The organism is Alteromonas sp. 4NH20-0056 (assembly GCF_057539655.1).
This window is the reverse complement of sequence record NZ_BAAJLS010000008.1, coordinates 111,999-133,043: the sequence shown is the minus strand read 5'-3', so window position 1 is coordinate 133,043 and position 21,045 is coordinate 111,999. Positions and strand designations below refer to the sequence as shown.

Sequence of the window (21,045 nt, the reverse complement as noted above, 5' to 3'; positions counted from 1 at the left end):
TTAGCATTACATTGGGGTAAAAAAAAGTAAGCCATGTGTGCGAATGTCTGCGGTGTTTTTTGCGATGATATATACCCTTGTGGGTGAGGTGACTCTCAATATTCCGCTAGACGCGCTGAGAAATTGTGATGGGAGTAAGATTGATGACGTGCCATGAGTGAAGCCAGCCCCGATATTCACCGTGAAGTAAGACAGACCGCCTTGATCTAGCCAACCAATAACATTATCCGGCTGCGCAATAAAACTATCGTGTTCTATCACCTGGCGGTGCAGGGTAATATTGGCGCCGAATACTGGCTTTGTTTCAATCGCCACCTGCACGCTGGGCTTCAACGATAGCTTATATAAGCCGTGCGGCTGTGGCGTGATACTGTGGTTTGAGTTTGTATCGTCTACTAAGCTTAACATACTTGGTTTCGTATAGGAGTGTAGATGCTAGTAGTGTGGCGTATTATGCCTGATGCTGCGTTGATATGGATCAACGCCACGATGGCTTGCAAAAAGTCGATAAGCAACAAACGTTGAAAAATTACACCTTTTAAGGCGTAATATCCCATCAGGAAAGCGCGGTAGCTGTTGCGCATCAGAAATTACATCACAAGGACGAGTTAGTGAAATCATTATTGCTACTTACCGCTATTATGGTTCAGGTTCTTCTACCATGCGTAGCGAGTAATATCATTGCAAGTTCTCACTCAATTACCTCAACGGTTATGAATGAGGCGCGCACTTACCATGTATACTTACCGCCTTCTTATCATCTTGAAAAAACGCGTCGTTTCCCAGTGTTATACGTTCTCGATGGTGACATGCATCGTATGAAAGCGATTGCGGGCATGCTTGAGGGGTTAAGCACCGAAACGCTCGATACCCAGGTGCATGAAGCGATTATCGTCGCAGTCCCCAGCAGTGATAACGCCATACGAGAACGAGATCTCACGCCGACTAATGTTAACTGGGAATTTAACGGTACGCTTTTAGAGCGCTTTAGTGATATTGGCAAAGCAAAGCAGTATCTTACCTTTTTTAATCAAGAGCTTATTCCATACATTCAAGTACACTATCGCGTCAATCAGCAACGTATAGTAATTGGTGAGTCATTTGGTGGTTTGTTTGCCGGGTATGTATTACTAGAAGCGCCACATTCATTTACCGATTACTTGATAATTGATGCCACCTACCTTTGGGACAACAATTACTTAAATCGTACCTATGAAGCAAGAAGCTGGCAACCAGGCAGCGACATCAATACGGTGCTTTTCACTTTCGCAAATAACAGCGCGTTTGAAGAAATAGGTGAGGTTAACTACCAGTGGGGGCAAGCGTTTTATCAAAATATTGCTGGCCATCAACGGGATGATTTCATAGTAGAAAAACGTTATTTCGAGAATGAAACCCACGGTACAGTAGCGTTGTTAAGTTGGTACTACGGATTGAAGCACATTTTGGATAAAAAAGATTGAATGTGCCCTCAAGATTAGGGAGTTGTATGAGGCATCTAGACTTGAAGTAAAGACCGTTTATTCAATGTTCATATTTTAACATTCGGGTGTTATGGTTTAGACGCAACAATGTGTTGAGCTAATAAAAATAAAAAGGAAGTGTGTGTGAAAATAAAAAGGTTGTTAATTTTACTGTGTCTATTGGTGCCTGTTGGGGCGAATGCCGGGTGGTTTAGCTTTTTTGGGGATGTAGCGAGCATATCATCTGCATTGGACTCAGACTCTAGAAATATAACGCAGAGTGATTTAAGTGAAGTAAATAGCTTTCTATGGGGGCACGTTGAACGTAAGCAGAGTTTAGATGGTTACGAATACTTAGCGGAAGTATTGGAATTGTCTAACGACATTGCTCATTTAGATACGGCTGCTCAGGCGCACTTTTTACACGGAAATAAAGAAAAAGCGATAGCGTTGTATGAAGCTCGCATCCTACCTACATCGAGAGCAATAGACAGCGTGTACGAGAAGTACTACAGACAAATGAAAGGACTCAGTGCAAATCAAAAAATAGACTATGGTAGGTTGTATAAAGAAAAACAAAAAAAGGCAGAGGCTATAGAAACCAGAATGGCAGCAGAAATGAAGCTACCACCGTCTGACTATGCGATATGGGGTATTTTGGTCGTATTGTTTTTGCAATTAATTGTAACATTATTTCGTAAACATTCTTAGATACAACTTTAGAGATGACGATAGATAAAGGTAATAGTTCGTTATCATTGATGACGACTATTGCCTTTCATTCTTTTTACGATTCATAGCGTTATTTATTACATATAAAAGTGATAGCTCATTTTTACACTAAGTGAAACCTTCAAATTTAGGTAACATTTTCTTACTCTTTATTATGCATAGTTATTCTTATTTTTTGTAAATATATAATAATATCAATTTATTACATCTCACAGAGCTTGTCATGAAATACGCTTTTACATTCATTGTGGTTGCAATTAGTGGTTGTGCTGTTGTTAACAACGTGAAAACACTCGCCCCACCTACATCTGTGGTAAAACATTCGAGCATAGAAGGTTACGAAGATAGATTCAGTAATCTGTATCGTAAAGTTAAAGCGTACCCGGTAACCTGCGAAGAAAACTGCTACCCCGATAATACAGATATTGAGTGTGAATCTGACATGCAAGACTGCATGTACCGCGGAATAAATGCAGATGTTAATCTCAATACAGGCTTTGCGGTTCAGTGGTTAGGACATGCCAGTTTTGCTATTACAACGAAGAGTAATGAACAATTGTTATTCGACCCTGTATTTGAGCAGTTTGATTGGCCTGTTGACTTAGCATTCAAATTATCTGAAGGTTTTTATCGCAATCCTCCCACGCAGTTAAATGATCAAACACTACATAATACTGATGCAATAATGTATTCGCACATTCATTACGATCATTTTAACAAGTCAGATATTAGCGATATAGGTAACACGCCGGAGTATCTCGTTCCCTTAGGCATTTCTGAGCATTTTCCAGATGGCGGCTTTAACATCACTGAAATGGCGTGGTATTCAAACACTGTGATAGGTGAAAGCAACGTGCACTTTGTTCCCGCCCATCACTTTAGTAATCGTATATGGGTACCTTTTCTTTACGAAGACGACAATGCCTCGCTATGGGGAGGGTGGATCATAGAAAACAATGGCCATACTTTATTTTTCGCCGGCGATACTGGCTACTCCCCACATTTTAAAGACATTGGCGAGCGTTTTGGCTCCATTGATATTTGCTTACTCCCCATTGCTTCTTATTTTAGTGAAGACTCACCTGGCTGGTACCGCAATGTCCATACAACGCCAGAAGATGCAATCGTGGCCGCTGATGACCTAAACTGTCGTATTGCCATTCCATGGGGATACGGGAATGCCTCGTGGCGCATGGGTGATAAAACGTCTCACTCGGCCCTGTTTCGCTTTTTACATATGAAAAATGAACTAAAAAGCAGTATACCTTGGTACATTTTGAATGAGGGTGAGACCGTCAAACTTTAATGCGCTGAAACTGTGAAACAACAAAAAAAGAGGTGCCCGATAGGTTCAGGCTCGTGCCCAAAAGTACAGTTTCGGAATTACATCAACACTACGCTTTGATTTCGAGATGATTTTGTGCGACGTTAACAAAGCATATAAAGCGCTTTAGTCGCATTAATATCTAGTTTAAGCCCCAAATTGAGAGAGATCATGGACGATTATTTTGACTATCAAGGAATAGAAGAGCCACGGCGCCATCATATTTCAATGCCGCATCGTATTGTACATATCGTATGGGCATTAATACTGATGAGCATATGTTGCTACTGCTTATATCGATGTTCACTTACTTATCCTGGCTTGACGGGAGTACCGCCATTTGGCCTCTTCGACGTGACGATTATGTCGTTATGTTTAGGGATTGGTGCGACGGTACTTAACGTGATTGCTATTGTGGTTGAATATTTCCATATACGTTACTTAGGGCGTCGCTACAGAAAAATATCATACTCGCTGAATATTTTAGCGATGTTATTTATCGCAAGTGCCGCATTGTACGAAGTGTTTTCTAATCTAACCCCTACGGTCATGGTTATTTGATAACGGTGATATTACAGGCGGTACTTCACCACGCTGGTGGTATTTGTCAAAAGAGCTTGTGTTAATAGGTAGTTTGACATAGCGTTATAAATTAAGCAGTTATAAGCTTATTGTGTCATGAAAAGACTATTTTATGGTGTATTATGAGAACCAAGTGGCGTACTACCTTAATCATATCGATGTCACTATTAATAAGCGTAGGGTGTGCATTTCAAACCAATAATGATGAAGATGGCAATGATGTTGGTTTCGACAGCCCGTCTTTCGGTTCAATATGCCGCTACAGTTCTGATGGTGAATTTGGCTCGTGCCCGGCACCAAACCAGGAAATAGTAGGAATGCCATGCTCGTGTGCCAGTCCTTTGGGCCAGCAAACCGGAACCATAAGTCGCCGCTAATTGTTACTGATATTTTACCGCTGAGAAGGGGGCAACATGAGTTTTTTTTCCACGATTAAGCAACGTTACACTGCACGTAAATTTAAAAAGCACGATTGGCGAATTATTCAATCTATACCGTTCTTAACGTTTGAAAAACTTATTGTTAATTACGTTGAGAACGGGTGGGAGATTGCCGATGACTACCGTGTGCTGAACGAGAGTGCGAAACAGTGGCAATGCAGCCTTCGAAAGGGGACGTCAGTATTGGTATGTTCGTGGTCCGCTAGCGCACTTGGTAACGTTGTAGGGCCCGCCAGGCCGGTAGAAGGGTTAGGCGCTGAACTAGGCCTGCCAGTTTATGATAAACCTCAATAACCTTTGCTATTCGAATGGCCACGCTAAACCTATACCTAAAACGTAATCTGCTTGTCCGTCAACAATATCTATGGCAAATAAAGGTTCGATTTCAATTTTTGAAACATGAATATCATAGGCAACACTGAGACGATAAACGCGCTCTGAATGCGGGTCGTCGCCTCCAAATTTTTCATGCCCAATACCAACACCAAACTTTAAATCGTGAACGGGGTAATAAAATAGCGACGCTACGGCTACCTGTATGCCGTCACCATGATGCATATCCTCTGTTTCTTCGTAAACTGCACCCACGCCCCAATGATCGTCAAACTTGTAGGTGTATTCCACGCCGAGGGTAAAATGCGTTTCATCTTTTGTCGTGGTATAACCAATAAACACGCCCGGTATATGCGTATCGCTTTGGTTAGCAAACGCTGGTGACATGCCAAATGCTATGGTTAACACTGCGAGTATGATTGTGGTTGTCAGTAAATATTGCTTCATTCTAATCGCGAACGCCGTTTTCTATAACGGCGAAGCGTAGAGGGCGATGCGTTAAAAATCTATAGTGAATTAGTTTAGGGTAGTCCTAGCGTAATTTAAGTGAATTTCTTTAAAGGCGAACTGATAACCTCCTAAGCGCTTGAAATCTATTGTTATTTTTTTTGGTTCGACATTTGGTGGCAAAAGATAAACTTCGTAACTATATACGAGCGTATCGATGTTGATACGCTAATGTGTCGCAGCCAGCGACTAGCAGAATATCGCGGTCTAAAGTATCTTGTTTGAGATGACAAAATACCGTTAAGATAGCGTACATCATAAACGATTGGACAGTCTCACTATGTACTCACGAAAAATTAAGCCCGCAGTGTTCGATGAACTCAATAAGGCAAAGGTTGCAAGTGACGAATATCGTCCAGAGGACGCTTTTAAGCATTTAGAGAATGCGCACGTGTTAGGGCAGCACTCTACCTGGCTGCATACTAAGGCACACCTACTAATGCTGCATTGGGCAATAAAAAACAAAGATTTTAGAGAAGCACGGGGTCAGTTGTTACGCATAGTGGGCGCTGCGACAAAGACGGTGTTTGGATTAGTGCCCGAGGGAAATACCGGAGGTTCAAATGTGAGCCCTTTTACGCCCATGCCCATACCTCAAGCACTTGCTGTCAAAATACATAAAGCTCGCGTAACGGGGTAACACGCTTTATTGATTGTTAGGGCGGGATGTAGGTAGTAGCGTTTCCAAGTAGTGTTCAACGCACTTTGGTTGCGCAACATTGCTTAAACTTTTTGCCGCTATTGCAAAGGCAAGGAAGGTTACGACCATATTTTACCTTTCCGCAATCATCCGCAAGTACTCCATCGTGATAACGCCAACTGCCTTCTTCTTTCAAAAAACTGGACGTTTCATGAAGCTGAAAGAGCGACTTACCTTCAAAGTAATATGCAGTAAACTCTACCATATCGCTTTCATTATCGAGTGACACCGTCTGACTAGGCATCACTGACAAAGCAAACCATACTGCACCCGCTGCGCTTTCTTCTAACTGCGTTACGCTTAGCGTGCTCCGTTTTTCGCTACTGTAGGTATTTAATACGTAGTCATAACGGTGGATGGCATACGCAGTAAAACGGGAACGCATTAATTGCTCAGCGGTTTGCGGTAAACGCATACCTTCAACAAAAGGCTGGCAACATTGAGAAAAAAGTTTATTTGAACAGCAGTAACAACGCATAAAATTGCTCGAGTGTAATGGGGAGGTTCATGGCTACACCCCCTAATTATTAATGCGCATGCTACCTATTTGTTTATTAAATTACCATGGGCCTATCGCGACATTATTCTCATCATCGCTACTCTTAACGCTTACATTAATGAGACTAACCGAATAGAGAGAACATAGCTGTCTAATCATATCACTGTCAGTGGGCTGTAAATCTAAATCAATATCTTCAACATACAAGGTTTTACACTGGCCGCTCATGATTAATTTGCTGATCCATTCCGGTACTTTTTCTTTTTCAGGTTTTTGAATACGAATGGCGTTGTTCACCCCTTTTTTGAAACATACAGAGTTAGATAAAAGGTAACTCCATCCTTTACTATTGTTACTTTTACCTTCGCCAGGGTAGCCTTCGAAAGGAAGGGGAAGTTGCACAACATTAGAAACTGAGGTGCGTAGTGCATTTAAACGAGCAATGGGGGATGTATTCATTGTAAACCTCAAAATTAATATACTGTTTTCTTATACAGTGTGTATGGGTATACAGTAGTTTTAAGTTGGCTATATTGCAAGAAAAAATTGCGTCTTTTTCACACAATGCGGGAATACATCATGTACATAATTGATGTTTATGAAGTGAAGTGTGCGTAAGTTAATGAATTCGCGTATATTTATAGAGGATACGATAAGGAGTAAAATGTGAGCGGTTTAGCAACATATGGCTTAGTAGGTATGTTTTTGTCTGCCTTTTTAGCTGCAACAATTTTGCCGTTTAGCTCAGAGGTCGTATTGGTGGCATTAGCACAAGATACCCGCCCACTCATTTTGTTAGGTATTGTTGCATCGCTCGGTAATGTGGGGGGGGCGTTGGTAAACTATATTATTGGCTTCAAATACGGTAAAACCGTAGCAGTATCATGGTTACGTATGTCACCGAGATCGCTAGTGCGCGCGGAACAGTTTTTCAACCGCTGGGGTAGGTGGTCTTTATTGCTCGCATGGGTGCCTATTATTGGTGATCCGCTCACATTATTGGCAGGAGTGCTAAAAACACGATTTGCATTTTTCATCACGGTTGTCGCTCTTTGCAAAACCACACGCTATGCGATTCTACTCGTGTTATTTACACCTTAGCGCGATTACGTTGCCATCGGGTGTATGCCTGCACCATTATTCCTCGTAATCTTCCTTGAAGTATCACAACAGCAAAAAGCCAATAGAACACTGGCTCTTGCCAAAATGTCTTTTGTGACCAACTAAAATGAACCAGCGCTAAGCCCATGATTACGTAAATGCTATTGTGAAGTTGCTGCCATCGTTTTCCCATTGATTTCCTAACGCGCCTGAACGATGTAGCGGTTAATAAAAGCAATAGTATGAATGCAAGCATTCCGACAATTATATACGGCCTAGAAACGATTTCGCTGGCAACGAGTGCCATATCAAGCTGAAGCTCGAATAAAATGTATGTTGCTAAATGTGCACATGCATACACAAACACGTATACGCCAATCATACGCCTAAATTGGATAGGCTCGGGGCTAGGTAATAATTTGGCTAACGGGCTAAGTAGTAACGTAATAAACAGCAAATGAATAGCCCAAATACCCGTTTCATTTAACAGTGTATCGACAGGATCAGGGCCCAAATTATCGTTAATGCCAGCATAAAATAAAAACACCAGATACCCAATCGCGCATAGATGAATAAGCGCCTTTAGCGTATGGTGAGTTAACGAACTAAATCGAACGGGTTTATTTAATAAGCGCATTAATAAAAACGAGACAAGTCCATGTTGGTGTACATTGAGGCTACTTCGTCATAACCATTGAACATTTGTGTATCGATTCGGTTTCGTGATAACAAGCCACCGGTTGTTATCCGTCTTTCACTGGATTGACTCCATCGCGGATGGGACACGTTTGGGTTTACGTTAGCATAAAACCCATATTCATTAGCCGCGAGACGATTCCACGTTGTGGGGGGCTGTTTGTCGGTAAGCCTAATACGTACAATACTTTTAATGCTTTTGAAGCCGTACTTCCATGGCACCACTAAACGAATAGGTGCGCCGTTTTGCGGAGGAAGTGTTTCGCCATACAACCCAACGGCCATCATAGTAAGCGGGTGCATTGCCTCATCTAAGCGTAATCCCTCGACATAAGGGTAATCAATACCGCCACCCATGAAGCGACTGTTTTGTCCCGGCATTTGCTCTGGATCGTAGAGCGTCTCAAAAACCACATATTTAGCTGAAGATAGTGGTGCAGCTTTTTTTAGTAATGCGGCGAGTTCGAATCCTATCCAGGGTACAACCATAGACCAGGCTTCCACACAACGTAGTCGGTAAATCCGCTCCTCTAACGGGGAGCTAGCGGTTAAATCGTCCGCGTCAAGCTCCAATTTATTTTGAACGAGTCCGTCTACTTTCAATGTCCAAGGTTTAGTCTGCAAGCCTTGCGCATTTTTCGCGGGCGCGTCTTTAGACGTGCCGAACTCGTAAAAATTATTGTAGGTCGTTGCCTTAGTTTTTGGTGTAAGTACTTCAGAAATTTGGTAAGCGTCGGGCTTAGAAAACGACAAGGGTTGCGTTTTAAACATCTCGGCTTTCTTTTCTTCTTCCCAAAACCAGCTCGCCGCGCCCGCAGATTTAGCAAGTAACGACGATGCACCAATAAACCCCATCGATTTAAGAAGTTGCCTTCTGTTTAAGTACACACTTTTATCGGTTACATCGTTATCGGTTAGCTTTACTGACGGCTTAAACGGCGTTGGCATAGATTACATCCCGTAGGTAAACAGTTATTTATAGTATTACTACGCGTGGCAATCACAATTGGTTTCACGCAAGCATGACGGGTGATTCTGAAGCAAAGTGCTCGAACCAGTTATGATTAAAGACCTGATGTTACGAGAAAAAATTTCACTATTTATGAAGTGTAATAAACGGGGACTTTCAGCGAGTTAACGATATCCGCCATGATAGTTAATGAGCACGTCGAATAAAAATAGTACTTTTTGTGTGTGGCTTACACTTCTTTGACTACTTATATGTGAAACCCATCTTGAATGCCACCTTGCTTAGGTGAAAATATATTGGCGTAGAGGCGCGAAGCAAACTCGTCAGTCATGCCTGAAATATAGTCTGACAACACCCGCATCCCGTTGCCTTGGGCTTGCGCGCTGTGCCATCGCTCTTGAGTATTGTCGGGCAGCAACCGCTCTGGATCGGAGCTAAATGCTTCAAACAGTTCCATAACAACCAATTGGCCTTTGTATTCCAAAAGCTGTACATCAGGCCGGCGGATAACGTTTTGATATACAAACCGCTTAAAACATTCCAAAGCTTGAGCAAATGTATCTGGCATTGACGCATTAAAGGCTAATAGCGGGTGCTCAAACTCTTCTATATTGTTTATAACAATGGCGGTAATAAAGGTATTTACCAGTGCCCCAATCGCGTTTTTGCGTTCGTGATGCTGGTGACTAAACAATTTCTCACTAAGCACGGTGATATTTTCAGACAGCCACGGAACACCTATCGCTTTTAGCGGACCCGTTACATCTCTATCAAATGCCTCTTTTTTTACCATTTCCATCACAATGGCATCTTCTAAATCGTGGATACCGTAGGCGATGTCGTCGGCGAGTTCCATGATAGAGCAATCGAACGATTTAAAGCGAGTCTTACTGTGGGCCTCATCACGACGTGTAAAGCTCATGAATTTATCTATATCATTGTGACTAAACGGCGCAAGTAACCAATCAAACAACGGCTCGTCACAGCGAAATAACCCTTTCGGCGGATGCCAATCATGGGCTTTTACTTGTCTTAGCGATACTGGACGAGGAGCAGCCGCGTTCGAGGTATGCAACGTGTCAATAAAATTGGGGTATTTAACAAGGCCCAATATACTGCGACGACAAAGATTCATGCCGTGATCAGCGGTATAAGGTTCTAATTGAGTGATAATACGAAATGTTTGCCCATTACCTTCAAAACCGCCGTGATCATGCATCATATAATTCAGTGCAATTTCACCACCGTGACCAAAGGGAGGGTGCCCTATGTCATGCGCTAAACAGAGCGTTTCGATGAGTGTAGGGTCTAAAGACAGACTATCGGTAATGTCGGGATATTTACCGCATAACTGTGCCGTGATTCCGGTACCAATCTGCGCAGCCTCTAGGGAATGAGTAAGGCGAGTACGATAAAAGTCACTCTGTCCAACGCCGAGTACTTGTGTTTTTGCCTGTAAACGTCGAAAAGCCGCACTGTGCAACACCCGTGCTTTGTCTCGTTGATAGGCGTTGCGATGGTCACCATCTCGGCTAACACTTCTTGGTAACCGTCTGGCCTGTAATGCTTCTTCCCAATGACTAAGGCTCATTCCATTCCTTATTTACATTTCGTCTTGTGTTATTTCATCAAGGCTAAGTGAAAAGCTTGGTACATAACGGGTTAAGAAGTAATCCACTTCTTCAGAATGATATTCCTTCAAAATTCCGTCTAAGCGCTTCTTTGCCAGCGTAAATTCGCGATTGCCAGAGGCTAACTCTTCAAGGGTTTTCAAGTAGGCACATAATACGTCGGCGGCCTTGACGATAAACGATTCTTCTTCTGAATGATAATGACCATCGATAAGCGCCGCATAATCATCACGAAAGGCCTCTGGCGCCATTTCGATCAGCTTATTTTCTGCGATCTTTTCAATTTTCTTATATTCTTCTTTGATTGCGGGGTTGAAATACTTAACGGGTGTAGGTAAATCGCCAGTAAGTACTTCAGACACGTCATGAAACATCGCAATGGTAGCAATACGATCTGGGTTCAACGTGCCGCCAAAAAAGCGGTTCTTAATCAACGCCAATGCATGCGCTACCATGGCGACTTGCAAACTATGCTCTTGTACGTTCTCAGTACGCACATTGTGCATAAGCGGCCAACGATTGATTAACTTTAACCGCGCCATATGAGCAAAAAAGTGACTTTTATCTGACACGTTATGCACCTTGCTTATAATGGCGGAAGAAGTTTCCTATGCGGTGGAGAGCGGGTACTAATATGTCGCTATGGGGTAAGAACACCAAACGAAAATAAATACCCTCGTTTAAATTAAATGCTCGGCCATGAACCAACAGGATTTTCTCAGCGCTTAACAAATCTAATATCATTTGCTCATCATTATGAATGTTGAATTTCTTCTCATCCACACGGGCAAAACAATACATGGCACCTTTAGGTTTTACGCAGTGAACGCCTTCAATGCCGTTTAGCATGTCCGTTGCAACATCCCGTTGTATGCGCAAGCGGCCATTCTCAGCAACGAGGTCGTTAATACTTTGGTAACCGCCTAACGCGGTTTGGATAGCGCTTTGGCAGGGAACGTTTGCGCACATGCGCATCGACGACAAAATATTTAGCCCCTCAATATAGTCACGAGCAAGCCGTTTGTTGCCGCTGACTATGAGCCAACCAGAGCGAAACCCTGCGACTCGATAATTTTTTGATAAGCCACCAAAGGTAACAAAAAACACATCATCAGCGAGTGAGGCGATGCTAGTGTGTTGCGCTTCGTCATAGAGAATCTTATCGTAAATCTCATCACTAAATACCACCAGGTTATGCTGGCGCGCAATTTCAACCACATCCTCTAATAACGCTTTATCATATACTGCGCCGGTTGGGTTATTGGGATTGATTAACACAATCGCTCGGGTCTTGCTGGTGATCTTACTCTTTATATCATCAAGATCAGGGAACCAGCCGGCTTGTTCATCACAGCGGTAATGTACCGGAGAACCAGAAGAGAGACTTACCGCTGCTGTCCATAGCGGGTAATCGGGGCTTGGGATCAATACTTCATCGCCGTGATTAAGTAATGCTTGCATCGCCATCATTATCAACTCGCTCACGCCATTGCCGATATAGACATCATCAACGCGAATATCTTTTATATTACGCTGTTGGTAATACTGCATCACGGCAACACGGGCTGCATAGATCCCCGTAGAATCTGAATATCCCTGAGAAGTCGGTAGGTTATGAATAACATCTTTCAGGATATCATCAGGTGCTTCAAAACCAAACGGGGCAGGGTTGCCTATGTTTAATTTTAAAATACGGTGCCCTTCGTCTTCCATTTTCTTAGCTTGCGCTGCAATAGGGCCGCGAATGTCATAACAAACGTTATCTAACTTGTGTGAGCGTGATACTGGTTTCATGGTCTATCTGGTTGATTTACATACCCTGAGAGTATCGCAAAGCGATAAGGGATGCGATGGCAAATTTGCATACTAAATACAAATTTTTTTCTATCTGGTTAATTTATGACCGCAAGCAAGCAGTATTTATCATCAAAACCGCATAAAACTAGAAAAATTTAGCAAAAAAGTCTGTTTTTCACTAAAGGCAACCGCCAAAAACAGTCTTGTTGAAGGCAACTTCCTCTTTGTTTCATCAAATAGTTTAAAATTTATGTTAATAAGTTGTGAACTTTTGTGTTTGCGCCTATCGTAGTAATAGAAACGCAAGAAAATGGCGTTCACAACAACCGACGAGATTACTACTAGAGGTAACCGGAACATGTCGCACCACTTTAAAGAAACCCCAGAAACTCCGATGACACAAAGCAAGATTGCGCGTGTCATACCCTGTAAGGAGTTAGATATTGGCGACCCTATTAAATGGCTTTCGCTAGGCCTTCGCGATGCAATGCGCGCACCAGGCTTGACCGTATTTTATGGCGTACTGTTCGCCGTTATTCCCTGGGCAATTGCACTTCTTGTGCAAATGACTGGCTGGCACCTCGTTATTATGCCCGCCATTGTATGCTTTATGCTTATTGGGCCATTTCTAGCAGCAGGCCTCTACGATGTTAGTTGGGAAATGGAAAAAGGTCACAAGCCGACACTTCGACACTCACTTCGCGCAATGAGACGAAATGCATTTAACGAGTGGGGCTTTGCACTACTTCTTATGTTCCTAATGATATTTTGGTTGCGTGTAGCGTCATTGATTCATGCGCTTTACCCACAAAATACAAATGTAACCATTGAAAGTTTACTGCCGTTTTTGGTGTTAGGCACAATCGTTGGCGCAATATTTACTGTAGGGATGTTATTTATTACCGCGTTTACACAACCCATTTTAATGGAACGTAAGGTAGACCTTGGTACCGCAGTGCTGACAAGTATCAATGCGGTTTGGCTAAATAAAGTACCAATGTTTATCTGGGGTGGAATTATATTTACCGCAGTCGCTATTGGTTTTGTTACCGGCTTCGTTGGTTTCATTATACTCATGCCACTAATTGGTTACGCGTCGTGGCATGGCTATATCGATGCTATAGAAACCAAAAGAGAAAGAAAATACGAGTAAAGTGTAGTTTTATTACAACACTTGTTGGTAGGAGCGCGCATTTATTGCGCGCTTTTTATTTTTTATTTGTTAATTTTTCAGGTTATGCGTTCTTAAATTACAAGATCTAGACTAAAGTATTATACCTTTTTGTTTTAATTATCTTCTTTTTAATTCTTTTTTGGAATTATGAATTTGTTAAAACGTATAAAAATCATGGTGTTACTGGTTTTTCATTTCTATAACAACTCAATTTACCTCGTTTTTACGCTACTCACACAAAGATTCAACAGAAATACTTTTAAATATCGTGCATAACTTAATGGCGTTCAGGGATTACCCCTAACGCTAAAACCACTTGCTAACTATTTAAGGTACACATCATGAAACTATTAAAAACGCTTGCTGTAACTGCTGCCGTAGCGCTAACGTTCAATGCTTCTGCTAATACAGAGCAACAAAACGTTCGCTTCGTTGGCGAAACACAATATGCTGGTTTTTGTAAAGCTATCGTTCTTGACGATGTAAAAGTATTACGTTCAAACGTCGCGCGTAACGTTGGTCGTATTGGCGCTAGTCAACGTGAAGTATTACGCATGGTTACGGCTGAAAATGGCCTAACGTGTAACGGTACAAACCTAATTAAATTCTCTGAAGAACGTAACGCAGATGCGGTTCGTGATTACCTAACTTCACGTATTTAATTGTGCTTAGGCTTAGTAAGTGGGTGAAGGCAGCATGTTCGTTCGCTGCTAACTCCCACTTCTGACCCATCCCTCATTTTGCTTTAACCATTACACGCTTACCCATTTTGCAACGCGACGACGCCCGTTTGCGGTAATACGTTGGGTGTGAAAACGTAGTTTGAGTAATAGAACGTACGCTAAAGGGACCAGAAATAAACTGGTTAGCGTAGAAAATATCAGCCCGCCAATAATAGCAATAGCCATCGGTGAATAGGGAGGCCCGTCTCCACCAATTCTTGTCGTCCCCATCGCAAGCGGCACCAAACCTAATACCGTGGTTGCCACTGTCATTAATATCGGACGAATTCGAGATACTGCGCCTGAAACGACAGCGTCGTAGAGTTCTACACCCTCGTTAACCAACTGATTGATTCTATCAACCAGTACAATACCGTTATTCACGACAATACCCATTAAAATAAGCATACCAATCATGCCCATCACGGACATCGAGGTACCGGTTATCATAAACGCCCAAAAAACACCTGTGAATGAAAACAGTAATGACGTTATTACAGATGTTGGAAGTACCAGTGATTCAAATAGTGCCGCCATCACCACGTAGATCATACATAGTGCAAGCAACATGTTCATTTGCATGACTGCATTCGCTTCATCTTGGCGTGAGAACCCCCCATCAAGTGTCCACTGGTAGCCAGTAGGCAGTTGAATATGACTTAGCGCTAGCTCAATGCGCTCTCTGACTTGCTCCATCGTAGTCTCGCTCTCGAGATTTGCGCCAATATCTAACGCAGTCTGTCGGTAACTTCGGTTTATTTGAGAAAGCTGTTGAGCTACCGTGAAATCGGCAATCATTGATAACGTAATAGATTGTCCTTGATTAAAGCCAATATTAATATTCTTGAGGGCTTGTAATGACGATTGTACATCGCTGCCAAACTTAAGCTGTACGGCTACTTCACCCGCATCACCATAGCGAAATGTGCGTAAGTTGTTACCGCGCAGGGCGGTAGCTACTAAGCGAGCGACGTCAGCAATTTGGACTCCTAGACGGTTAGCTTTTTCTCTGTCTATTCTAATTTGGATTTCGTCGCGCTTAGCTCCCGTATCTGCTTTCACATCCTCTAAGCCCTCGATATTACTAAGTATAGGAATGATCTGTTCTGAGATGTCGAGCAGGGTCTCTGAGGATTCGCCAAGAAGAGTGACGCGCACGCCGCCGCCATTACCACTCTCCCATTGAAACGAGGGGCGGGCGCGGACAAATAATGGCATATCTTCTCGAATTGCTTCTTTTATCTCGCTTACACTTACCGATAATTCGTCATTAAGTGTAATGCCACTGATGGCAAAGCCAGGAGTAAAGTAGGTGTAGACTTGTTTAATATTAAAACGCGTTTGATTTTCATAGAGGTAAGCTTCCATCTTATCAACGGTTTTCTCTACCTCATCAAGCGTATAATTTTGCGTGAGATGGTAATTTAGCCAGATACGCTCTTGATTGTTGTTCCCCTCGTCGTCTGAGGATACAACCTGCATTGGAATAACGGTAGAAGCTAAAATCATCACTGCAATAAGTGACGTTTTACCTTGGTTTTGTAATACCCAACCCAGTATCTTGCCATAAGCGCTTATATATTTAGGTGTTTGTGGCTTTTTACTCGTTGGAATATTTACCTTAGTGGTTAGCAGGGGAATAAGCGTTTTAGCGATAAATAATGAGGCGAACAGCGAGATACAGATAGCAATAGCGACATGTTCGAGAAACACAGTAACGTCAATTTTTACGCCTACAATATTAGGGAGGAAAACAATCGCTGTCGTCGCAGTACCTGCGATTACTGCTAAACTGACTTTGTTGACACCAGATTGCGTCGCAGTTTCAATGTTGCTATCTTTTTGCCTTTCTTGAAAAATGCTTTCGGTAATGACGACAGCGTTATCAACCAACATGCCTACCGCTAGCATTAACCCCATTAGCGATAAGATATTGAGTGTATATCCCAATAAATACATCACGCCTAAGGTGATACAAATCGAAAAAGGTACTGAAAGGACGACGATTAGCGTGGTAGTAAGCTGACGAAGAAATAAATACAACACGACAACCGACAGTAACGCGCCTAATAAGCCCGCATTGAGTAAATCAGATAGTGACGACGTGACACTTTTTGCGGTGTCGTCCATCACAAACAAATTGATACCGGTAAACTCTGGATCAGCCTTTGTTTCATTGACCACTCTCATTACCGCCTCTGATACTTCAACGAGGTTACTGCCTGATTCACGAAAAATATTAAACCCGACTGCGAAGGTTCTGTCCAAATGACGCCCTTCACTGCGCTCTGGCAATTCGTAATTAATAACGGCGATATCACCCAACGTTACATTGGGGGCTACCCACATGTTTTTAAAATCATTAATGTCGGTAAATTCACCGTGCGGATTGACCAAGATTTTCTCACCGTTGTCGTACATATAACCGGCGGTTAAAGAAAAGTTAGCGTCATTGAGTTTTTGCTGAAGTGCTTGAGTATCAATGCTGTATGCGACAAGACGTTTAGGATCTAATCGAATAGTGATTTGACGTTTCATTGTGCCATAAAGCTCAACTTTGGATACGCCAGGAACGCGCTCCAAAGGGCGCTTCAAGTTGCGCTCTAACAGGTCATACGCGTTTGATAAATCTCGGTCACTTGATACTCGCAATTGGAAAATTGGCATATCGTTAGTGTTAAACTTATACACCATAATACGCTCTACATCATTTGGTAAAAGATGGCGTATCGCGTCTATTTTCTCACGAGCCTCAATACTTTTTGCCTTTAAGTTTTCATCCCAGTCAAACTCGACCACGATCTCTGCTTTATTATCGTAAGAGCGTGCTCGAAGGCGTTTAATACCCGACATCGTTGCAATCGTTTCTTCTACTGGCCTGGTGATCATATTTTCAATCTCAACAGGAGACGCATCAGGGTAGGGGATCTCTACAACCATCTCAGGGATATCTATCCCCGGAAATTTTTCAAGGGGAAGCATACGGCCCGCGACTACGCCAAAAAGGAGCATAGAAAGAAATACCATACCGATAGTAACGGGGCGTGCGAGCGCAAAACGCGCAAGACTGGCCCCCAATCCGTTAAGCTTTTTCATATGCAGCCTCCGTCGCAGTGGTGTCTGCTTTAGTATCAAATAAACTGTAGAGGACGGGCAGTAAAATGAGTGTCAGCACGCTTGCAAACATTAATCCAAATATGACGGTGATGGCCATAGGTGTCCGAATTTCGGCGCCTTCGCCCACACCAAAAGCCATCGGAAGCAATCCAAGTACGGTGGTGAGTGTTGTCATGATAATAGGGCGTAATCGCGTTTTCGCAGCCTCTACGATGGCGTTGTGTTTATCCATACCATCACGACGCAGTTGATTAATTCTATCGACCAATACAATGGCATTGTTCACAACAATACCGCACAGCATAATGAGGCCAATAAACACCACCACGTTTAACGGTGAATTAGTCAGGTAAAGGCCATATACAGAACCTGCGCCCGCTAGTGGTACGGCAAACAAAATAAGCAGGGGGTGTAGTAGCGATTCAAACTGCGAGGCCATAACTAAATAAACCATAAACACCGCAAGCGCTAAAGCAAATTGGAGTGAGCGAAAACTATTTTGCATATCTTCGCTTTGGCCTGTCACATCTGCTTTAATTGAAAGCGGTAAAGACACGTTCTCCAATACGCCGTTTACAACATTTACGGCTTCATCAAGCTTTCCCTTTGCCAAGTTTGCCGAAATGAGCGCTACTCGCTGCTGGCCAACGCGCGTAATTTCGCTAGGACCGACACTCATGAATACATCTGCTACCGCACTAAGCGTGACTGGGTTCGTTGCACCGGGGTTCACAACAATATTGCGGACATTAGCCATATTACTTCGCTGGTTTTCCTGGGTTCGGACTAACACGTCAACTTTTCTGTCGTTAACACTGTATTGCGTTGCAACTCGACCACCTACTTTAGCGGCAATAAGGTTTGAAACTGTCGATGCATCAAGCCCTAAGCGTGACAACTTCGCATGATGAAACGCTATCTTAAGCTCTGGATTACCGGCGCGAATACTGGTCGTGATATCAGCAAAGTTGTCGTGTTCGGCGAGCGTCTCCGCCACTATGTCGCCGTACTGTTGCAATTGGTTCAAATCGTAGCCCTTTAGCTCAATTTGAATAGGCGAAGCAAAGGTGAAAAGGGCAGGTTCGCTGAACGTAGCTTGCGCATTAGGGAACTGATACAGCGCATCACGAAGCAAGGTTTTTGTGGATGCAATGCTGTTGTTGTCGATGCCCGCTTTCATGACGACATTAAGTCGGCCCCAATGATCGCCGCCCTGGTTAACCGAGGCGCTTATTAAACTGCCAGTGCCCGACATCGCATACGTGCGCGCCACATTATCATCTTGTTGTATTACGCGAGATAACGCGGTGAGTGTATTATCGGTTTCAGAAAGTGGCGTACCTGCTGGAAGCGTCACATCAACGGAAAACTCGCCCTGTGAAAGAGTGGGAATAAGTTCCATGCCCAATTTGGGAACGAGCACTACTGCACCTGCTGCTAAACCGACTGCACAGATAAGCACGGCTAGGCGCGCGCGCAAGCTAATAATGAGTGCTTTGTTATAAAATGTAGACAGCCCATCAAACGCTTTATTGAATACCCAAATAATAGGGCGAAAAGCATAAGACAAACCTTTGGCAACGATATGCCAAGCGCCAATAATGAGCGTGATAAACGCCGCAGGTAAAAAGACGAATACAACACGGAGCACAATTCGAATGGGTAAAGTAAGGTAATACATGACCTTGCCCAAACGCGTCGTGGGCTGCGCCTTTTCAGTGCCCATGAAGGTGTCTTGGTGGGCAAGCGTTTGGCTTTTATGCCTGCGAGCCATCGCTGGAATCAGTGTAAGCGCTACAACAAGTGAAGCTGCAAGCGCAAATGAAACGGTAAGGGCTTGGTCTCTAAACAGTTGACCAGCAATGCCTTCTACGAAAATAAGGGGAACGAACACGGCCATGGTGGTAAGTGTTGATGCGACAATTGCACCAGATACTTCCTTAGTCCCCGTACTTGCAGCATCGTTTCCCTCTACCATGTCGCGATTATGTTTTTTATGGCGATCAATATTTTCGAGTACCACAATACTGTTATCAACCAATAAGCCAACCGCCAAGGCAATACCCCCTAAACTCATCATGTTGAGGCTAATATCGTAAGCGTACATTAGGTTAAATGTCGCGATTACTGATACAGGAATTGAAACTGAGATAATAACGGTGGCCCAAAAGTCTTTAAGAAATAGGAATAGAATAAGCATTGCCAACATGCCGCCGACAACGGCTGCTGACTTAACGTTATCTATAGCTTGCTTAATAAATACACTTTGGTCGTAGATTTGCGAGATATCGTATTGCGTTGGAAGGTTATATTTCACTTCTTCCATTCGACCCGCGACTCGCTTGGCTACATCAACCGCATTCGCGTCGCCTTCTTTGTAAATGGCAATCTCAACGCCTTCACTTCCATTGAAGCGAGTTACCACGTCGCGGTCTTTGTAGGCACTTTCAACCGTAGCCACATCTCTTAGCTGAATATTTCGGCCTTCAAAGCGGCCTATGAAGAGGTTCTCTATTTCAGCTAAACTTTCAAACTGATTAAGTGTTCTCACTAAAAACGCTTGTGCATCACCGTCAACCCGGCCACCCGCGGCATTAATGTTTTCAGCCTGTATTCGTTCGATAATCTGCGTGGTTGGAATAGACAATTGGCTTGCCTTGCGCTGGTCGATAAGCACATGGATTTCGTTTTCAAGCCCTCCACCAATGCGAACGGCTGCGACACCTTCTACAGATTCAAGGGCGCGCTTTACCTGTTGTTCGGCATACAGGCGTAGACGTTTCATTTCTGCTATCGATAATGATGTTTGCTGCTGCGTATCGGTGAGACCTAACTTTATGACAGGGTCTAACGATGGATTGAAGCGCAGTACTCTTGGCTTATCAATATCAAGAGGAAGCCTTAAAACGTCTAACTTCTCCCGCACTTCTAAGCTGGCGAAATCCATATCCGTGCCCCAAGCAAAAGAGAGTACGACATCTGATTGCCCAGCGCGTGAGGTAGAGGTTACTTTTCTTACCCCTTTCACTACCCCAATGGCTTCTTCAATTGGCTTAGATACCAATTGTTCGACTTCAGCAGGTGCTGCCCCGTCGTAATCAGTGCGAATGGTGAGGGTAGGGTATGACAGGTCTGGTAATAAATTAACGGATAGGCGTCCTAGCGATACCATGCCGAATAGAAGTACGGCAAAGGTAAACATAGACACAGCAACGGGCCGCTTTACGGCAATATCAACAATACGCATGAGGCTCTCC

General features: G+C 43.3%; 21 protein-coding genes. 10 read left to right on the top strand and 11 right to left on the bottom strand.

Annotated features, from left to right (window positions below; genetic code table 11):
• Positions 1–6 precede the first annotated feature (6 nt).
• On the bottom strand, positions 7–408 hold the full coding sequence (locus AC27EZ_RS14215; protein WP_487135947.1) for a hypothetical protein: 402 nt from the start codon (positions 406–408) through the stop codon (positions 7–9).
• 203 nt (positions 409–611) lie between these two features.
• Between AC27EZ_RS14215 and AC27EZ_RS14210 the strand changes: the two genes are divergently transcribed.
• From AC27EZ_RS14210 to AC27EZ_RS14185, 6 genes are all read left to right on the top strand, one after another.
• Positions 612–1,463 (top strand): alpha/beta hydrolase, encoded by an 852-nt coding sequence (locus AC27EZ_RS14210; protein WP_487135946.1) that lies wholly within the window; start codon positions 612–614, stop codon positions 1,461–1,463.
• A 144-nt stretch (positions 1,464–1,607) separates the two neighbouring features.
• Positions 1,608–2,174 carry a hypothetical protein gene (locus AC27EZ_RS14205; RefSeq protein WP_487135945.1) on the top strand — a complete coding sequence of 189 codons (567 nt, stop codon included), beginning with the start codon at positions 1,608–1,610 and terminating at the stop codon, positions 2,172–2,174.
• A 244-nt stretch (positions 2,175–2,418) separates the two neighbouring features.
• Entirely contained in the window at positions 2,419–3,501 is a 1,083-nt protein-coding gene (locus AC27EZ_RS14200) for an MBL fold metallo-hydrolase (protein WP_487135944.1), read from the top strand.
• Positions 3,502–3,690: 189 nt separating this feature from the next.
• Positions 3,691–4,080, top strand: coding sequence for a hypothetical protein (locus AC27EZ_RS14195; RefSeq protein ID WP_487135943.1), 390 nt, complete (start codon positions 3,691–3,693; stop codon positions 4,078–4,080).
• 143 nt (positions 4,081–4,223) lie between these two features.
• Entirely contained in the window at positions 4,224–4,478 is a 255-nt protein-coding gene (locus AC27EZ_RS14190) for a hypothetical protein (RefSeq protein WP_487135942.1), read from the top strand.
• Positions 4,479–4,514: 36 nt separating this feature from the next.
• Positions 4,515–4,835 carry a hypothetical protein gene (locus AC27EZ_RS14185; protein WP_487135941.1) on the top strand — a complete coding sequence of 107 codons (321 nt, stop codon included), beginning with the start codon at positions 4,515–4,517 and terminating at the stop codon, positions 4,833–4,835.
• Between the two features lie 6 nt (positions 4,836–4,841).
• Here the strand turns inward: AC27EZ_RS14185 and AC27EZ_RS14180 are convergent, their stop codons facing one another.
• Entirely contained in the window at positions 4,842–5,321 is a 480-nt protein-coding gene (locus tag AC27EZ_RS14180) for a hypothetical protein (RefSeq protein ID WP_487135940.1), read from the bottom strand.
• A gap of 340 nt (positions 5,322–5,661) precedes the next feature.
• Here AC27EZ_RS14180 and AC27EZ_RS14175 point away from each other — a divergent pair, with 340 nt between their 5' ends.
• Positions 5,662–6,021 carry a DUF3703 domain-containing protein gene (locus tag AC27EZ_RS14175; RefSeq protein WP_487135939.1) on the top strand — a complete coding sequence of 120 codons (360 nt, stop codon included), beginning with the start codon at positions 5,662–5,664 and terminating at the stop codon, positions 6,019–6,021.
• A gap of 55 nt (positions 6,022–6,076) precedes the next feature.
• Here the strand turns inward: AC27EZ_RS14175 and AC27EZ_RS14170 are convergent, their stop codons facing one another.
• Together AC27EZ_RS14170 and AC27EZ_RS14165 are read right to left on the bottom strand one after the other, a co-directional pair.
• A complete protein-coding gene (locus AC27EZ_RS14170; protein ID WP_487135938.1) occupies positions 6,077–6,496 on the bottom strand; it encodes a YchJ family protein in 420 nt (139 codons plus the stop codon).
• 144 nt (positions 6,497–6,640) lie between these two features.
• A complete protein-coding gene (locus AC27EZ_RS14165; protein WP_487135937.1) occupies positions 6,641–7,039 on the bottom strand; it encodes a deoxyguanosinetriphosphate triphosphohydrolase in 399 nt (132 codons plus the stop codon).
• 207 nt (positions 7,040–7,246) lie between these two features.
• Here AC27EZ_RS14165 and AC27EZ_RS14160 point away from each other — a divergent pair, with 207 nt between their 5' ends.
• Entirely contained in the window at positions 7,247–7,681 is a 435-nt protein-coding gene (locus AC27EZ_RS14160; protein WP_487135936.1) for a YqaA family protein, read from the top strand.
• Here AC27EZ_RS14160 and AC27EZ_RS14155 read toward each other — a convergent pair.
• From AC27EZ_RS14155 to AC27EZ_RS14135, 5 genes are all read right to left on the bottom strand, one after another.
• Positions 7,671–8,318, bottom strand: coding sequence for a protein-methionine-sulfoxide reductase heme-binding subunit MsrQ (locus AC27EZ_RS14155; protein WP_487135935.1), 648 nt, complete (start codon positions 8,316–8,318; stop codon positions 7,671–7,673). The genes AC27EZ_RS14160 and AC27EZ_RS14155 overlap by 11 nt on opposite strands.
• A complete protein-coding gene (msrP, locus tag AC27EZ_RS14150; RefSeq protein WP_487135934.1) occupies positions 8,318–9,325 on the bottom strand; it encodes a protein-methionine-sulfoxide reductase catalytic subunit MsrP in 1,008 nt (335 codons plus the stop codon). Before msrP ends, AC27EZ_RS14155 begins: the two co-directional genes overlap by 1 nt.
• A 269-nt stretch (positions 9,326–9,594) precedes the next feature.
• Positions 9,595–10,938 carry an anti-phage deoxyguanosine triphosphatase gene (locus tag AC27EZ_RS14145; RefSeq protein WP_487135933.1) on the bottom strand — a complete coding sequence of 448 codons (1,344 nt, stop codon included), beginning with the start codon at positions 10,936–10,938 and terminating at the stop codon, positions 9,595–9,597.
• Between the two features lie 12 nt (positions 10,939–10,950).
• Positions 10,951–11,550, bottom strand: coding sequence for a 5'-deoxynucleotidase (gene yfbR / locus AC27EZ_RS14140; RefSeq protein WP_487135932.1), 600 nt, complete (start codon positions 11,548–11,550; stop codon positions 10,951–10,953).
• A 1-nt stretch (position 11,551) separates the two neighbouring features.
• Complete coding sequence (locus AC27EZ_RS14135; protein WP_487135931.1) at positions 11,552–12,772, bottom strand: pyridoxal phosphate-dependent aminotransferase; 1,221 nt, start codon at positions 12,770–12,772, stop codon at positions 11,552–11,554.
• A 361-nt stretch (positions 12,773–13,133) separates the two neighbouring features.
• Here AC27EZ_RS14135 and AC27EZ_RS14130 point away from each other — a divergent pair, with 361 nt between their 5' ends.
• A complete protein-coding gene (locus AC27EZ_RS14130; RefSeq protein ID WP_487135930.1) occupies positions 13,134–13,928 on the top strand; it encodes a DUF2189 domain-containing protein in 795 nt (264 codons plus the stop codon).
• 362 nt (positions 13,929–14,290) lie between these two features.
• Positions 14,291–14,611 carry a hypothetical protein gene (locus AC27EZ_RS14125; protein WP_487135929.1) on the top strand — a complete coding sequence of 107 codons (321 nt, stop codon included), beginning with the start codon at positions 14,291–14,293 and terminating at the stop codon, positions 14,609–14,611.
• 90 nt (positions 14,612–14,701) lie between these two features.
• Here the strand turns inward: AC27EZ_RS14125 and AC27EZ_RS14120 are convergent, their stop codons facing one another.
• Positions 14,702–17,767 carry an efflux RND transporter permease subunit gene (locus AC27EZ_RS14120; RefSeq protein ID WP_487135928.1) on the bottom strand — a complete coding sequence of 1,022 codons (3,066 nt, stop codon included), beginning with the start codon at positions 17,765–17,767 and terminating at the stop codon, positions 14,702–14,704.
• Positions 17,754–21,035, bottom strand: a complete 3,282-nt coding sequence (locus AC27EZ_RS14115; RefSeq protein ID WP_487135927.1) for an efflux RND transporter permease subunit — start codon at positions 21,033–21,035, stop codon at positions 17,754–17,756. Before AC27EZ_RS14115 ends, AC27EZ_RS14120 begins: the two co-directional genes overlap by 14 nt.
• Positions 21,036–21,045 lie beyond the last annotated feature (10 nt).

What these genes read in the sequence shown, in the direction of transcription:
- AC27EZ_RS14145 (WP_487135933.1), bottom strand. Translation starts at nt 10,938, where the DNA reads ATGAGCCTTAGTCATTGGGAAGAAGCATTACAGGCCAGACGGTTACCA.
- AC27EZ_RS14120 (WP_487135928.1), bottom strand. Translation starts at nt 17,767, where the DNA reads ATGAAAAAGCTTAACGGATTGGGGGCCAGTCTTGCGCGTTTTGCGCTC.
- AC27EZ_RS14215 (WP_487135947.1), bottom strand. Translation starts at nt 408, where the DNA reads ATGTTAAGCTTAGTAGACGATACAAACTCAAACCACAGTATCACGCCA.
- AC27EZ_RS14200 (WP_487135944.1), top strand. Translation starts at nt 2,419, where the DNA reads ATGAAATACGCTTTTACATTCATTGTGGTTGCAATTAGTGGTTGTGCT.
- AC27EZ_RS14165 (WP_487135937.1), bottom strand. Translation starts at nt 7,039, where the DNA reads ATGAATACATCCCCCATTGCTCGTTTAAATGCACTACGCACCTCAGTT.
- AC27EZ_RS14185 (WP_487135941.1), top strand. Translation starts at nt 4,515, where the DNA reads ATGAGTTTTTTTTCCACGATTAAGCAACGTTACACTGCACGTAAATTT.
- AC27EZ_RS14155 (WP_487135935.1), bottom strand. Translation starts at nt 8,318, where the DNA reads ATGCGCTTATTAAATAAACCCGTTCGATTTAGTTCGTTAACTCACCAT.
- AC27EZ_RS14115 (WP_487135927.1), bottom strand. Translation starts at nt 21,035, where the DNA reads ATGCGTATTGTTGATATTGCCGTAAAGCGGCCCGTTGCTGTGTCTATG.
- AC27EZ_RS14180 (WP_487135940.1), bottom strand. Translation starts at nt 5,321, where the DNA reads ATGAAGCAATATTTACTGACAACCACAATCATACTCGCAGTGTTAACC.
- AC27EZ_RS14125 (WP_487135929.1), top strand. Translation starts at nt 14,291, where the DNA reads ATGAAACTATTAAAAACGCTTGCTGTAACTGCTGCCGTAGCGCTAACG.
- msrP (WP_487135934.1), bottom strand. Translation starts at nt 9,325, where the DNA reads ATGCCAACGCCGTTTAAGCCGTCAGTAAAGCTAACCGATAACGATGTA.
- AC27EZ_RS14130 (WP_487135930.1), top strand. Translation starts at nt 13,134, where the DNA reads ATGTCGCACCACTTTAAAGAAACCCCAGAAACTCCGATGACACAAAGC.
- AC27EZ_RS14195 (WP_487135943.1), top strand. Translation starts at nt 3,691, where the DNA reads ATGGACGATTATTTTGACTATCAAGGAATAGAAGAGCCACGGCGCCAT.
- AC27EZ_RS14170 (WP_487135938.1), bottom strand. Translation starts at nt 6,496, where the DNA reads ATGCGTTTACCGCAAACCGCTGAGCAATTAATGCGTTCCCGTTTTACT.
- AC27EZ_RS14135 (WP_487135931.1), bottom strand. Translation starts at nt 12,772, where the DNA reads ATGAAACCAGTATCACGCTCACACAAGTTAGATAACGTTTGTTATGAC.
- AC27EZ_RS14175 (WP_487135939.1), top strand. Translation starts at nt 5,662, where the DNA reads ATGTACTCACGAAAAATTAAGCCCGCAGTGTTCGATGAACTCAATAAG.
- AC27EZ_RS14190 (WP_487135942.1), top strand. Translation starts at nt 4,224, where the DNA reads ATGAGAACCAAGTGGCGTACTACCTTAATCATATCGATGTCACTATTA.